Below are 14,143 nucleotides of genomic sequence, written 5' to 3'. Positions count from 1 at the left end.
AAGTAAAAGTCTGAGAGAGCTTATCTCTCATGAAGATATTGAAAGAGATTGGAACAAGAGTCCCAACCTCATCATGGGTTAATACGTCTGGAATGGAAGGAGTGGCCAGAGGCGAAGAACGGCTTCTCCTTTGATTTGATCCTTCTTGAAAGCCCCAACCTGGCGACTGTCTTTTGAAACGATGCGATCATCACCAAGGAGTAGATACTCATCATCCAAGAGCTTTTTCGTGAAGGTCGCACTTCCGTCTTTATCAACGGTGAAAGCTTCGGCTATCTGTGCCATTTGGCGGAAGAGTTCTCCATTTTCTTCGAACCCTTTTCCAGAATAGGTTGACTGTAATTTATCCTCTTTGAATTTTTGAATGTATTCTTTCAAGTAGGGCTCGTCAGTTTCTTTGCCGTTGATATAGAGGACATCGTTTTTGTACTCAATTGTATCGCCAGGGAGTCCAATGACCCGTTTAACGATTTCTTTGGTTTTTCCATTTTCTGTTTCACTAGCGACCACGATATCAAAACGGTCGATAGGTAGTTTATTGATAACGAGAAGGTATTCACTGTCTGCCAAGGTTGGATCCATAGAATGGCCATCGACACGGACAGGCGTCCACAGATAAATACGCGAGAGAATAATGCCTCCAATAATGAGGCCAAAGAGCGCCCATTCTTTCAGGAAAGAACGGACTGGATTATTTGATTTTTTTGAACGTTTCATGCTTTATCTTTCTATCAATTTTTTTGCTTTTTCTGTATTTTTAAAATGAAGTTTGGCACTGTAGTCAAGGGCTTGAATGCCATAGGCCTGTAATAGTTGAGCAGCTACCTTATCTGAGGGCGTACCAGCTCCACTAGGAAGGGTATAGCCGAGTTCTTGACTCAAGTCTTCCAGATTTTGGAGGAAGAGGTCACGAGCAATAATGGAACTCACAGCGACCGCCAGGTATTTTCCTTCGGCCTTCTCTTCTAGGGTGACGACTTGTGGGACCTGATTCGCTTCTGCCTGAACATAGCGATCATAGTTTTTCTTGGTCGTAAAGGCATCGACCACAATTTTTTGAGCTTTTGCCCCTTGTTGCAAGAGCAAAAAAATAGCCTGATTGTGGAGGGCGACCTTGACAGAAACCGCATTGTAGCCAGAGGCGATGACCTGATTGTATTTTTTAGGTGTCAGCAGTAAGGCCTGATGTGGGATTTCTTTTTTGAGAATCGGTGCGAGAGCTCGAATTTTTCGATCATCCAGGGTCTTAGAATCCCCAACTCCTAGACTTTTTAAGCGGGCATGTTGGTCCGGGCTGACCAGTGAAGCCACTACAGCAAGCCCTCCAAAGTAAGAGCCGTTTCCGACTTCGTCTGTTCCGATTAAGGGGAAGTCTTGTCCGGCCTGTGCTTGGTCTATCGGATCTTGTTGGTAACCGAAGAACTCTGCATAGCGCGTTGCCTGACTACCTTGTAGGACAACCTTTCCTGATGTGTAAATCGAAATTGTTGCCCCAGGTGCCTTAAAAAAATAACGGATATATGGATTTTTTGAAGGTGCCAGATGCTCTTGGTACTGACCAACAAATGCTTGGATATCCTCATTTTGAGGGGACAATGTAATTGTTTCCATAGTCCTTATTGTATCATAAAAGCTAGATGAAAGGCCAGAAAAAGACCAGCTGAGTTTAGTCTGAAAGAACTTCTTTTAGGCTTGCTTCAATTGCTTGAGGATCGGTTTTTGAAGAGAAGCGGTGGACGACCTGGCCTTGGCGATTAATCAAGAATTTGGCGAAATTCCATTCAATGCGGGAGCCCAAAGGACCGCTAGCCTGTTCTTTTAACCATTGGTAGAGGGGGCTGGCTTCTTTCCCATTGACTTTTATTTTTGCGAAACGTGGGAAGCTGGTTTGGTAATGGAGGCTACAAAATTGATTAATCTCCTCCGCACTTCCCGGTGTTTGGCCCATAAATTGATTGCATGGAAAGTCAAGGATTTCAAATCCTTGGTCATGGTAGCGCTCATAGAGCTCTTGCAATCCTTGGTATTGAGGCGTCAGACCGCAACCAGTTGCTGTATTGACGATGAGGAGTACTTGGCCTCGATATGCTTCGAGGGAGAAGGGGCTCCCATCTTGGGCCATTACGGTGAAATCATAGATAGTCATTTTACACGTCCTTTCCTACTTTCTCTATTGTATCATGCTTGAGTCGAAAAAAGTTAAACCGTGGCCCTAGTGCTTTGGTATTTCCTATGGGAAGGGGATTTTCCTACTGACAAGCGGGCTAGATTTTGATATAATATCGTGAGGTGATTTTTATGTCCAGCTTAAATAGATACAAATTTACTTTCGGTAATAAATCGCTGACTCTTACAACCAATCATGATAATCTCTTTATGGAAGAGGTTGAACGGGTCGCGAAGGAAAAATATGAAGCGATTAAAGAACAAATGCCAGCTGCTGATGATGAGACCCTGGCCATTTTACTAGCAATCAATAGTTTATCAACACAATTGAGTCGTGAGATTGAGTTTGACGATAAGGAAAAAGAATTGGAAGATTTTCGTCGCAAGGCCCTAGATGGCCTGGTCGGTAGATCATCTAATTAAGGGGAGTTGCATGTTTTCAATCCTGATTTTATTCATCCTAGCTTGGAGTTTTTATATTGGGTATTCAAGAGGGATTTTGCTTCAAGGATATTATTTTTTAACCATGATTGTTGCCATGTTGGTCGCAGGATCAGGCTATCAGTCCTTGGCAAAAACCATTAGTCTATGGATCCCATTTTCGAGTGCAACACAAGCTTCAAAAACCTATTTTTATGGTGCAGATCAACTCTTTCACTTAGACAAAGTTTTTTACGCTGGTTTGGCTTATTTCATATTGTTTGTTTTAGTCTATGCGATGGGTCGAGTGATTGGACTTTTTATTCCCTTAATTCCAACGCCTGAAAAGTGGGAGGAGTATCCGTTTCAGATTGCCAGTGGTGTGTTAGCTGTACTTGTGACCTACTTTGTTCTGCAAATGGGATTCACGATTTTGTCAACCATCCCCATGGCGGCAATTCAAGATCGACTCCATGGAAGTTTCCTCATTCGATTTATGGTGCAGTATAGCCCCCTTACAGCAGGCCTCTTGAAACAACTTTGGGTTGTAAAAATCTTAGGTGCGTAATCACTTCTCATCATGTCTAACAGTTCATGAGAGATATTATAGAAAGGAAGGGGAGGCTCAGACCAAAATCAGCCTCCTTTTCTGTTGTGGAGAAACATGAATCAAAAAATTCTCGAAACCTTAGAGTTTCAAAAAGTTAAAAACTTAGTAGAGCCTTATTTGCAAACGGAGCAGGGTGAAGTGGAGTTGCAGGAATTATCTCCACTTGCAAAAAAAGAAGCAATTGAAACCGCCTTTCTTGAAATGGCAGATATGGCTCAGATCTTTGTGGAGCATCCGCACTTTAGCGTGCCCACCATCCAAGAAATTCGTCCAGTGACCAAGCGTTTAGAACTAGAAACATCGCTCAATATCGATGAATTGTTAGCGGTGAAGAAAGTCCTGCGCGTGACCCATGAATTGCGAAATTTTTATGATGAATTAGAAAATGTCCGCTTAGAAAAACTGGATCGGATATTTGAAAATCTAGTCGACCTTCCACAGTTGCAGGGAAGTCTCCATGCCATTAATGAGGCAGGATTTATTGAAAACTTTGCCAGTGAAACCTTGGCTAAAATTCGTCGGCGTATTCAAGAGAATGAACACCAAGTAAGAGACATTCTCCAAGAATTGCTGAAGACCAAGTCAGAAATGCTGGCTGATCAGATCATTGCTAGCAGGAATGGACGAAATGTCTTGCCAGTCAAAAACACCTACCGCAATCGGATTGCCGGTGTGGTGCACGATATTTCAGCTAGTGGAAATACCGTCTATATCGAACCTCGAGCGGTCGTCAATCTTAATGAAGATATTGCCAACCATCGTGCAGATGAACGCTTCGAGATGCTCCGGATCTTGGAAGAAATTTCAAACCTCCTTCGTCCTCATGCGGGGGAAATCCGAAACAATGCTTGGCTGATCGGTCATATTGACCTCGTTCGGGCCAAACATCGCTTTTTACAGGACCGAAAAGGAACTATTCCAACCTTGTCAGATCAAGGGGAGATTCAGCTCTTGCAGGTTCGCCATCCCTTGATTGAGAAGGCTGTTCCTAATGATATCCACTTTGGCAAAGACCTCACAGAGATTGTGATTACCGGACCGAATACGGGTGGGAAGACCATCATGCTCAAGACCCTGGGACTAGCCCAATTAATGGCCCAGTCGGGCTTGCCAATCCTAGCAGATGCTGGGAGTAAGGTAGCTGTCTTCACGCAAATCTTCTCTGATATCGGGGATGAGCAGTCGATCGAGCAGAGCCTGTCTACCTTCTCCAGTCACATGACCAATATTGTCTCTATTTTGGAGCAGGTCGATGAGGAATCCTTGGTCTTGCTGGATGAGTTGGGAGCTGGAACGGATCCTCAGGAAGGGGCTTCACTGGCGATCGCCATCCTAGAAGATCTCCGCTTACGAGGGATCAAGACCATGGCGACCACCCACTATCCAGAACTTAAGGCCTATGGGATTGAGACACTTGGTGTTCAAAATGCCAGCATGGAATTTGATACGGACAGCCTGCGTCCGACCTATCGGTTTATGCAGGGGGTACCAGGACGTTCCAATGCCTTTGAAATCGCGCGTCGTCTAGGCTTGTCAGAAGTGATTGTTCGTCAAGCGCAGGGGTTGACCAATCAGGATCGGGATGTCAACCGCATCATTGAAAAGTTGGAAGCTCAGACCCTAGAAAGTCGCAAACGACTCGAGTCCATCCGAGATGTTGAACAGGAAAATCTGAAATTCAACCGCGTCCTCAAGAAATTGTACAATGAGTTGACCCGAGAGCGGGAAACAGAGCTCAACAAGGCGCGTAAAGAAGCGCAAGAAATTGTGGATCTTGCTCTAGCAGAAAGCGATCAGATTTTGCAAGGTCTTCATGCCAAATCGCAACTCAAGCCCCATGAAATTATTGAAGCCAAGTCTCAGTTGAAAAAATTGGCCCCAGAAACAGTCGATCTATCGAAAAACAAGGTCTTGAAACAGGCTAAGAAAGCCCGTGCTCCAAAAGTCGGAGACGAGATCTTGGTCATCAGCTATGGACAAAGAGGAAGTCTTACCAAGCAGCTCAAGGATGGTCGTTGGGAAGCCCAAGTGGGACTGATCAAGATGACCTTGGAAGAAAAAGAATTTAATCTGTTGAAAGCTGAAAAAGATGCTTCTCAACCGAAAAAACACCAGGTCCACGTAGTCAAACGTTCCAATGCCAATGGACCTCGGGCTCGCTTGGACCTTCGTGGCAAACGGTATGAGGAAGCCATGGAAGAATTGGACAGCTTTATCGACCAAGCCCTTCTCAATAATATGGCCCAAGTCGATATCATCCACGGTATCGGAACTGGGGTCATCCGGGAAGGAGTTACCAAGTACCTCCGTCGCAATAAGCATGTCAAAAGCTTCGAGTACGCTCCTCAAAATGCAGGAGGAAGCGGAGCGACAATTGTGACCTTTAAATAAGCAAAGAGTCAGTCGTGCCTTTTAATCAGGCACGCTTTTTGCTATAATACAGTCAGTTTAAACGGAAAGAAGGAAAGCATATGACCCCTAATCGTTCGTCCGATTCTTGTACTACCATACTTGTCGGAAAAGATGCCAGTTATGATGGTTCAACCATTGTAGCTCGCACGGAAGACTCTCAAAACGGAGTGTTTACTCCTAAGAAATTTATCGTTGTTCAGCCAGAGGATCAACCCCGTCATTATCGGTCGGTCCTATCTCCTTTTGAGTTAGACCTGCCAGATAACCCTGTTCGTTACACAGCTGTTCCAGATGCCATTCCAAAAGATGGTATCTGGGGAGAAGCGGGGATCAATCGGTACAATGTGGCTATGAGTGAGACAGAGACCATTACGACCAATAGCCGAGTCTTGGGGGCGGACCCTCTGGTGGAAAGTGGAATTGGGGAGGAAGACATGCTGACCTTGGTCCTTCCTTATGTCCAGACTGCCCGAGAAGGAGTGCTTCGCTTGGGGAAAATCCTAGAAGAATACGGAACCTATGAGTCTAACGGAGTAGCTATCAGCGATGTCAATGAGATCTGGTGGTTGGAAACCATCGGAGGTCATCACTGGATGGCCCGCCGTGTGCCAGACGATGCCTATGTGACCAATCCCAATCAATTGGGAAGTGATCGCTTTGAGTTTGATCGCCCGGAAGAGTTTTTATGTGACCCAGACTTGAAAGATTTTGTGGAACGCCATCACCTGGCCTTGGATTTTGACGGTTCGTCTTTTAACCCTCGTTATGCTTTTGGGAGCCAACGAGATAAGGACCGCCATTACAACACGCCACGGGCTTGGGATATTCAACGATTCCTCAACCCAGAAGTGGAGCAAGATCCTCGTTCCTTCTTCCTTCCTTGGTGTCAAAAACCTTACCGCAAGATTACGATTGAAGATGTCAAATATGTCCTCAGCAGTCACTACCAGGATTCAGCCTATGATCCTTACGCTTTAGAAGGGGATAGTCATAGTCGTCGGACCTTCCGTACCATTGGCATTAACCGGACCAGCCAGACGGCCATTCTCCAGTTGCGGCCAAATCGTCCTCAAGAGACAACCGGGATTCAATGGCTTTGCTATGGGTCAATGCCTTTCAATACGGCCGTTCCTTTCTTTACCCAGGTCGATACGACACCGGATTATTTTGCCAATACGACAGAAAAAGTGACGACAGATTCCTTCTATTGGACCAATCGAATCATTGCTGGTCTGGCAGATGCCCACTATAGTCATCATGTTGGAGATTTAGAAGATTACCAAGAAAGCACTATGGCCCTTGGGCATGCCCGGATTGGACGAGTGGATCAAGCCTTGGCAGCAGGACAAACCGTTGATTTCGAAAGAGAAAATCAGGAAATGAGTGATCAGATTCAAGAAGCGACGGATTGCTTATTGGATAAGGTCTTGTTGGATGCTAGTAACCTGATGACCAACCATTTCTCTTTGAGTGACTAGTTGGACCAAGTTGTACTATTTCATGATAGTTTCTGAAAATATTGATTTTCTTTTCAAATTATGCTAAAATAGAACAAATTGAACATCATACCGGATGAAGTTTTTCAGAAGTAGGGCCTTCCTATGACTGTGAAATGGACGGAACTCTGGAGAGACCGTAAAGGCACCGAAGGGGCAAGGTAGAGCATTCTACTCAAACTCTCAGGTAAAAGGACAGAGCAAAAGATAGAAGCCTTTTTGGTTTTTATTTGGAGCACCAGAGTACATGTTTTGACATGTGCTCTTTCTTTTTCTCTTTGGATGATTGCTTGGATGATGTGGAGGAAGTGGATGGCTATCCCTTTCTAAAGCTAGACAAATGATAAAAGGAGAAATAGATAAGGATGACAAATTGGTTGGCGTTTTTTAAACAAGTAGATAATGTGGTCTGGGGGGCTCCCCTTTTGATCCTCTTGGTGGGGACTGGGATTTATCTGAGCTTACGCTTGGGCTTGCTTCAAGTTTTTCGTTTACCCCAAGCCTTTCGGCTCATTTTTACAGAAGATCAAGGAGAAGGGGATATCTCTAGCTTCGGAGCCTTGGCAACAGCCTTGGCGGCGACAGTTGGGACAGGAAATATTGTCGGAGTAGCGACAGCGATTCAGACAGGTGGCCCAGGTGCCCTCTTTTGGATGTGGATGGCAGCCTTCTTTGGAATGGCGACCAAGTATGCAGAAGGTTTGTTGGCCATTCGCTACCGAACCAAGGATGACAATGGTCACATTTCTGGTGGTCCGATGTACTACATTCTTCACGGGATGGGAGAGAAGTGGCGTCCCCTTGCCATCTTCTTTGCCCTAGCAGGTGTCTTGGTGGCTCTCTTTGGGATTGGAACCATGACCCAGGTGAATGCCATTACGGGCGCTTTGAAGACTAGTTTTCAACTTTCTCCTCAAGTCGCTAGTCTGGTCATTGCAGGAATTGTATCGGCTGTCATATTTGGGGGAATTCATTGGATTTCCAAGGTTTCAGAAAAGGTGGTTCCTTTTATGGCTGCAGCCTATATCTTTGCGACAGTTTATATTATTGTCTTGAATATGGACCAAGTGCCGACCGTTCTATCCCAAGTTTTCCAAGGTGCTTTTACAAGAACCGCGGCTATCGGTGGTTTTTCTGGAGCCTTGGTGAAAGAGGCAGTTCAAAAAGGGGTGGCGCGTGGAGTTTTCTCCAATGAGTCAGGACTGGGATCTGCGCCGATTGCAGCAGCCGCAGCGAAGACGGAAGAGCCAGTGGAGCAAGGTTTGATTTCTATGACTGGGACCTTCATCGATACCATTATTATTTGTAGCCTAACTGGTCTAGCTATTTTAGTATCTGGCCAGTGGACAACAGTGGGGCAAGTTGGGAGTGATTTGACCCAACAGGTCTTTATTTCGACCTTTGGCCACATCGGTGGGATCATTCTGACCCTTTGTTTGGTCCTGTTTGCGACGACGACCATTTTGGGTTGGTCTTATTATGGTGAACGCTGTGTCGAATTTTTGGCGGGTGTCAAACTCATTCCCTATTACCGTCTTCTGTTTATCCTGATGGTGGGGGTAGGAGGCTTTCTTCAGTTGGAGTTAGTCTGGATCATTGCCGATATTGTGAATGGACTGATGGCCTTGCCGAATCTCATCGCCTTGTTAGCCTTATCGCCTATTGTTCTAAAGGAAAGCAAACGATATTTTAAGAAAAAGAAATAGACCAAATCGTGTGATCTGGTCTTTCTGTCTTAATAGCGTTTTTCTTTGGGCCAATCTTTCATTTCAGAAATGGCTGTAAAGAGGACGTCTGTTGATGAGTTGAGGGCTGTTTCACAAGAATCTTGGATAACGCCGATAATGAAGCCTACACTAACCACTTGCATAGCGATATCATTGTCGATACCAAAGAGGCTGCAGGCGACAGGAATCAAGAGGAGGGAACCACCAGCTACTCCAGAAGCCCCACAGGCTGAAACAGCTGCAACGATACTGAGGACCAGGGCAGTCCCAAAATCGACTTGAATGCCTAAGGTGTTGACAGCAGCTAGGGTCAAGGTATTAATGGTAACGGCAGCTCCGGCCATATTAATAGTAGATCCCAGAGGGATAGAGACCGAGTAAGTATCAGGGTTGAGACCTAGTTCCTTACAGAGCTTCATATTGACAGGGATGTTAGCAGCAGAGCTTCTAGTAAAGAAGGCAGTCAGTCCACTGACTCGTAGACATTTGAAGACGAGCGGATAAGGATTTTTGCGAATCATGATGTAGACAAAAATCGGGTTGATGACTAGAGCGACGAAGAACATGGTGCCAACCAAGAGAAGTAAGAGGAGGCCATAGCTCTTAAGTCCATCAAATCCTTGTCCTGCAATCGTTGTATAGACCAAGCCAAGAATCCCAAATGGCGCAAGGTTAATGATCCATTCGACAATCTTGGAAGTGATATCTGCCAGGGTTTGAAGGAGGTCCTTGCTGTGCTCACTCGCTTCTCTCATAGCAACACCAAAGACGACGGCCCAGGATAGAATCCCGATATAATTGGCCTGAATAAGGGCATTGAGCGGGTTGTCCACGATTTTTAAGAGAAGGTTGCTGATGACTTCCCCTAGTCCATCGGGAGAAGTTCCTTCAGCACTAGTTCCTGTTAAAGAAATGGTAATAGGAAAGAGATAGTTCACCAGGACCGCTACCAAGGCTGCCGCAAAAGTTCCCAGGAGGTAGAGGACAATGACTGATTTCATATTGGTTTGGGTTCCCTTTTGGTGCTGGGAGAGGGCGTTAGCGACAAGGGCGAAGACTAGAAGAGGAGCAATAGCCCGCAAACCTCCTACAAAGATTTCCCCTAATAGACCAATTGCAGATGCTTTAGGAAGTAGCAGAGCTAAAAGGGCTCCAACGAAGATTCCGATTGCAATCCGCTTCATCAGGTTGGTTTTGTTCCAAGTTTGAATGAGTCGTTTGACCATAAGGACCTCCTTTATTGAAAGTTTACCGTCCATTATACGATAGATAAGTCTTAAAATCAAGGTGAGCATAAGAGGAGGTTAGTGGTTCTAAAGGTTAAAATCTGATATAATCAAACCATTAGAAAAAGAGAAGGAGATTGATAGAAGGTATGAAGAATATTTTTTCCCGCTATGTCAGTCAGTTTGATTGGACCAAGATCATGGATGAATTGGTTTCAAAATTGATTTCGTTAGCTGTTTTATTTGTTTTATTTTTTCTTGCAAAAAAACTAATCCATAGTTTGGTGAAACGCATCTTGAAGCCTTCTCTGAATTATGTAGGCCAAGACGAAGCGCGTAAGAATACTATTTTAAGGCTGGTAGAGAGTCTGTTGAATTACTGCCTCTATTTTATCCTGATCTACTGGATTCTTTCTATCTTGGGCTTACCAGTCTCCAGTCTCTTAGCAGGTGCAGGAATTGCCGGAGTTGCCATTGGGTTAGGAGCACAGGGCTTCCTATCAGACTTGGTCAATGGGTTCTTTATTCTTCTGGAACGTCAGATAGACGTCGGAGATACCGTTCGTTTGACCAATGGTCCGATTACCATCGCTGGAACCGTCTCTAGTGTGGGCATTCGGACGACTCAGGTGCGAGACGCAGATGGGACCTTGCATTATGTACCCAATCGCAATATTATGGTTGTCAGCAATCTCTCTCGGGGGAACCAGCGCGTCCTCATCGATATGCCAATTTCAGCTCAAACTGACCTAGACAAGATTTATCAAATCTTCCAGCAAGTCAACGATGAACAAGCCCAAAAGCATCCAGAAATCTTAGATGGTCCGACGATTTTAGGCCCTCAAATCGAAAAGGGGACAGGCCGTTATTCCTTCCGCGTCGCCATGATGGTCCAGTCGGGAAGCCAAGTGGCCATTTACCATCTTTATTACAAACTCTATCATGATGCCCTCTTACAAAATGGCATCGAGATTCCAACCACTTTCTCTGTCACACCCTAACAAAAAAAGACCTATTGGTCTTTTTTCTTATTCTAAAATAAGCATGCCATCTTTGACAGCGAAAGGATCTTTCGGATTGATCCGATCGTAGAACATAACGCCATTGATGTGATCGATTTCGTGTTGGACCACAATGGAATTGTAGCCTTTGAGTTTGATACGGTGCTTTTCTCCGGTTTTGTCATAGTAGTCTACCGTTACACGTGCGTGACGAACCACATAACCAGGAACGTTGCGGTCTACAGAGAGACACCCTTCCCCATCTCCTAGAGCCGCATCTTGGACTGAGTGGGAGACAATTTTAGGATTGTACATGACTTCTTGGATGGAGTAGGCTTCTTTTGGAGGATTTCCTTCTTCGTCCTCTGGATTTGGGACGAGAACGGCAATGATGCGCTTAGAAATGTCCAACTGAGGGGCAGCGAGTCCAACTCCACCTCGGAGACCCAATTTTTCCGCCATGACAGGATCCTGCGAATGGTGCAAGAACTGCATCATTTTTTCCCCTAGGATGATGTCTTGATCTGACAGTGGGAAAGTGACCTCTTCAGCGATAGCACGTAAAGTTGGGTGGCCTTCGCGGATAATATCATTCATATCAATTAGATGGGCAGCTTTTGTAATGGTTTCGATTGCAGACATGTTCTCATTCACTCCTTTTTTCTAGAAACCATCATATCATAAATCCTTTTAGAATGAAAGTTTGCCAATTGATTGATGGGTGCTAATGGACCAGACGGACCGTAAATTAGAAAAGGAAAGAATCCTAGTCCGGTTCATGGTATAATGATAAGAAGAATGAAGGAGACAAGCATGCGTCTAGATAAATATTTAGTGGACTGTGGAGTGGGAAGCCGAACAGAAGTCAAGCAAGTCCTCAAGCAAAAAAAGATTCAGGTCAATGGAAAGGTGGAAACCTCTGCCAAGGTTCATATTGATCCAGATAAGGATCAAGTGACCTATCTGGGAGAAAGTTTATTCCATGAAGAGTTTGTTTACTATCTGCTCAATAAACCCAAAGGGGTCATTTCAGCAACGGAAGATGACCGCCATCAAACAGTCTTAGATTTGCTAGATGACACGGCCAGACACAAGGAAGTCTTTCCAGTTGGACGATTGGATATTGATACCCATGGTTTACTCCTCTTGACCAATAATGGTAAGCTGGCTCATGCCATGCTATCGCCTAAGAAGCATGTGGACAAGGTCTACCGTGCTCAAGTAGCTGGAATCATGACCCAGGAAGATATCGACCGCTTCAAAGAAGGAATAGAATTGAAGGATTTCACCACCCTGCCAGCGGAGTTGGAAATATTGGAGGTCGATCAAGAAGCTAATAGTTGCTTGGTTCAGATCCGCATCGCTGAAGGAAAATTCCATCAGGTCAAGCGCATGGTCGCAGCTTGTGGCAAAGAAGTCACCGATCTCGAGCGGATTTCCATGGGGCCCTTGAGCTTGGATCCTAGTCTCGAATTGGGGGAGTGGCGTAGATTGACAGCAGAAGAAATAAAGCTCTTAACTGACTTTCGGGTCAACATATAATGAGAAGTCATTGTAGTCTTGGGTTTGAAGAACTCTGTTGGAAAAAGCAGAAGTGTTTGACAGAAAGATGAAATCTTGGTAGAATGAATAGGTCGAATAGACAACTAACTCTTTCTTGGTAGCAGGCTATGCCAAACCTGCCACTCGGATAGAGCATAAAGAAAAGGAGCTTATCATGGCAATCTCAAAAGAGAAAAAAAATGAAATTATTGCACAATACGCACGTCACGAAGGTGACACTGGTTCAGTAGAAGTACAAGTTGCTGTCCTTACTTGGGAAATCAACCACTTGAACGACCACATCAAACAACACAAAAAAGACCACGCTACTTACCGTGGTTTGATGAAGAAAATCGGTCGCCGTCGTAACTTGTTGGCTTACCTTCGTAAGAACGACGTTAACCGTTACCGTGAGTTGATCAACTCTCTTGGACTTCGTCGTTAATCATGATGCTAAGGGCGCCAAAAATCCGTATGAAAATAGGGAAACGACACAGTGTTCGATGAACACAAGGAGTTTCATCTTTTTCACTAGGATTTTAGCCCGAGCTCAAAACAGCTCTCTGAATTCAGAGGGCTGTTATTTTTTGCCAAGTGCTTAGGCCGTGTTCAATTGAATACAAAAAAGTTAAGTTACTCTATTTGTAGAGTAGCTTTTCTTTTTCACTAGAATTATAGTATAATCTTCGGCTACGGTTCCTAGCATCGTAAGGTAAAATAGACCAGATTTATCTCCCTTCGGGGAGATTTTTTGTTTTCAGAAGAAATCTAGTACAATCTTCGGTTCGTCGCCTTGTCTAGAAACGTTTTATACAGCAAGAATGGAGCCCTCTGAATTCAGAGGGCTTTTTTGTTATCTTTTTTCGGACAAGATTCATTATTCTGAGTAAGTCGTTTTGTTTGACAGATGTAATTAACAGAGTTACAATAGACACATCTTAAGAAATAGAGGTTATCGATATGATTGATATTACATATCTAGATGGTGCAAAACAAGAAAGAGTCATGCATTTTGATTCCTATGAAGAATTTGAACGCTCCCAACAGACCTGCTTGATTGGTGTAGCGGATTACTATCCCGTACAAAAATTGACCTATAATGGGCACGAACTCGATTACCATGGAACTTACGGAGATGTCTTCTTCTATTTGATGAAGCAAGACCTCGATCAATACAAAAACTAAAGGAGAAAAACAATGGCAAAAGCAATTACAGATGCTACATTTGAAGCAGAAACAAAAGAAGGATTGGTCTTGGTAGACTTCTGGGCGACCTGGTGTGGTCCATGTCGTATGCAAGGTCCAATCTTGGATAAATTATCTGAAGAACTTTCAGAAGATGTCTTGAAAATCGTTAAAATGGACGTTGATGAAAATCCAAATACAGCGCGTGCTTTCGGCATTATGTCTATCCCTACTCTTCTTTTCAAAAAAGATGGACAAGTGGTTAAACAAGTTGCTGGTGTTCACACAGCAGAACAAATCAAGGCCATTGTGGCTGAGTTGAGTTAAAAGCATAAGCACTCCCATTAATAAAATGGGA

At 44.4% G+C, this 14,143-nt stretch carries 15 protein-coding genes and 1 riboswitch; of the genes, 10 read left to right on the top strand and 5 right to left on the bottom strand.

The window, feature by feature from the left end; translation table 11 throughout:
• Positions 1–78: 78 nt before the first annotated feature.
• Genes lepB through QM873_RS01420 form a run of 3 tightly spaced genes read right to left on the bottom strand, consistent with a single transcriptional unit; the run spans position 79 to position 2,146 of the window.
• On the bottom strand, positions 79–717 hold the full coding sequence (gene lepB / locus QM873_RS01430) for a signal peptidase I (RefSeq protein WP_023024433.1): 639 nt from the start codon (positions 715–717) through the stop codon (positions 79–81).
• A 3-nt stretch (positions 718–720) separates the two neighbouring features.
• Positions 721–1,611 carry a ribonuclease HIII gene (rnhC, locus tag QM873_RS01425; RefSeq protein ID WP_414278670.1) on the bottom strand — a complete coding sequence of 297 codons (891 nt, stop codon included), beginning with the start codon at positions 1,609–1,611 and terminating at the stop codon, positions 721–723.
• A gap of 55 nt (positions 1,612–1,666) precedes the next feature.
• The gene (locus QM873_RS01420) at positions 1,667–2,146 is read right to left on the bottom strand and encodes a glutathione peroxidase (protein ID WP_414278669.1); all 480 of its coding nucleotides are present in this window, start codon (positions 2,144–2,146) and stop codon (positions 1,667–1,669) included.
• A gap of 152 nt (positions 2,147–2,298) precedes the next feature.
• On the opposite strand from QM873_RS01420, the gene zapA reads away from it, so the two are divergent.
• The 5 genes from zapA to QM873_RS01395 all read left to right on the top strand — a co-directional run bounded on the left by zapA (position 2,299) and on the right by QM873_RS01395 (position 8,810).
• Positions 2,299–2,589 (top strand): cell division protein ZapA, encoded by a 291-nt coding sequence (gene zapA / locus QM873_RS01415; RefSeq protein ID WP_023024429.1) that lies wholly within the window; start codon positions 2,299–2,301, stop codon positions 2,587–2,589.
• 10 nt (positions 2,590–2,599) lie between these two features.
• Complete coding sequence (locus tag QM873_RS01410; RefSeq protein ID WP_129269979.1) at positions 2,600–3,154, top strand: CvpA family protein; 555 nt, start codon at positions 2,600–2,602, stop codon at positions 3,152–3,154.
• 96 nt (positions 3,155–3,250) lie between these two features.
• Positions 3,251–5,587, top strand: a complete 2,337-nt coding sequence (locus QM873_RS01405) for an endonuclease MutS2 (RefSeq protein WP_414278668.1) — start codon at positions 3,251–3,253, stop codon at positions 5,585–5,587.
• Positions 5,588–5,667: 80 nt separating this feature from the next.
• Positions 5,668–7,086 carry a C69 family dipeptidase gene (locus QM873_RS01400; protein WP_342991590.1) on the top strand — a complete coding sequence of 473 codons (1,419 nt, stop codon included), beginning with the start codon at positions 5,668–5,670 and terminating at the stop codon, positions 7,084–7,086.
• Positions 7,087–7,222: 136 nt separating this feature from the next.
• Positions 7,223–7,313, top strand: a riboswitch (glycine riboswitch).
• A gap of 156 nt (positions 7,314–7,469) precedes the next feature.
• Positions 7,470–8,810, top strand: a complete 1,341-nt coding sequence (locus QM873_RS01395) for an alanine/glycine:cation symporter family protein (protein ID WP_125334946.1) — start codon at positions 7,470–7,472, stop codon at positions 8,808–8,810.
• 29 nt (positions 8,811–8,839) lie between these two features.
• Here QM873_RS01395 and sstT read toward each other — a convergent pair whose 3' ends face one another.
• Complete coding sequence (sstT, locus tag QM873_RS01390) at positions 8,840–10,057, bottom strand: serine/threonine transporter SstT (RefSeq protein ID WP_048688436.1); 1,218 nt, start codon at positions 10,055–10,057, stop codon at positions 8,840–8,842.
• Positions 10,058–10,206: 149 nt separating this feature from the next.
• On the opposite strand from sstT, the gene QM873_RS01385 reads away from it, so the two are divergent.
• Complete coding sequence (locus QM873_RS01385) at positions 10,207–11,058, top strand: mechanosensitive ion channel family protein (protein WP_140814329.1); 852 nt, start codon at positions 10,207–10,209, stop codon at positions 11,056–11,058.
• Positions 11,059–11,085: 27 nt separating this feature from the next.
• Here QM873_RS01385 and def read toward each other — a convergent pair whose 3' ends face one another.
• The gene (def, locus tag QM873_RS01380) at positions 11,086–11,700 is read right to left on the bottom strand and encodes a peptide deformylase (protein WP_048688441.1); all 615 of its coding nucleotides are present in this window, start codon (positions 11,698–11,700) and stop codon (positions 11,086–11,088) included.
• A gap of 171 nt (positions 11,701–11,871) precedes the next feature.
• Between def and QM873_RS01375 the strand changes: the two genes are divergently transcribed.
• The 4 genes from QM873_RS01375 to trxA all read left to right on the top strand — a co-directional run bounded on the left by QM873_RS01375 (position 11,872) and on the right by trxA (position 14,112).
• A complete protein-coding gene (locus QM873_RS01375; RefSeq protein ID WP_140814328.1) occupies positions 11,872–12,600 on the top strand; it encodes a pseudouridine synthase in 729 nt (242 codons plus the stop codon).
• A 175-nt stretch (positions 12,601–12,775) separates the two neighbouring features.
• Positions 12,776–13,045 carry a 30S ribosomal protein S15 gene (gene rpsO, locus QM873_RS01370; RefSeq protein ID WP_004193424.1) on the top strand — a complete coding sequence of 90 codons (270 nt, stop codon included), beginning with the start codon at positions 12,776–12,778 and terminating at the stop codon, positions 13,043–13,045.
• A 515-nt stretch (positions 13,046–13,560) separates the two neighbouring features.
• Positions 13,561–13,785, top strand: a complete 225-nt coding sequence (locus tag QM873_RS01365; RefSeq protein ID WP_003010037.1) for a DUF4649 family protein — start codon at positions 13,561–13,563, stop codon at positions 13,783–13,785.
• 12 nt (positions 13,786–13,797) lie between these two features.
• A complete protein-coding gene (gene trxA / locus QM873_RS01360) occupies positions 13,798–14,112 on the top strand; it encodes a thioredoxin (RefSeq protein WP_006595584.1) in 315 nt (104 codons plus the stop codon).
• The last annotated feature ends 31 nt before the right edge of the window (positions 14,113–14,143 follow it).

Source organism: Streptococcus australis (genome assembly GCF_047463015.1).
Classification (GTDB): Bacteria; Bacillota; Bacilli; order Lactobacillales; family Streptococcaceae; genus Streptococcus; species Streptococcus australis_F.
This window is presented reverse-complemented; position numbering and strand designations above follow the sequence as displayed.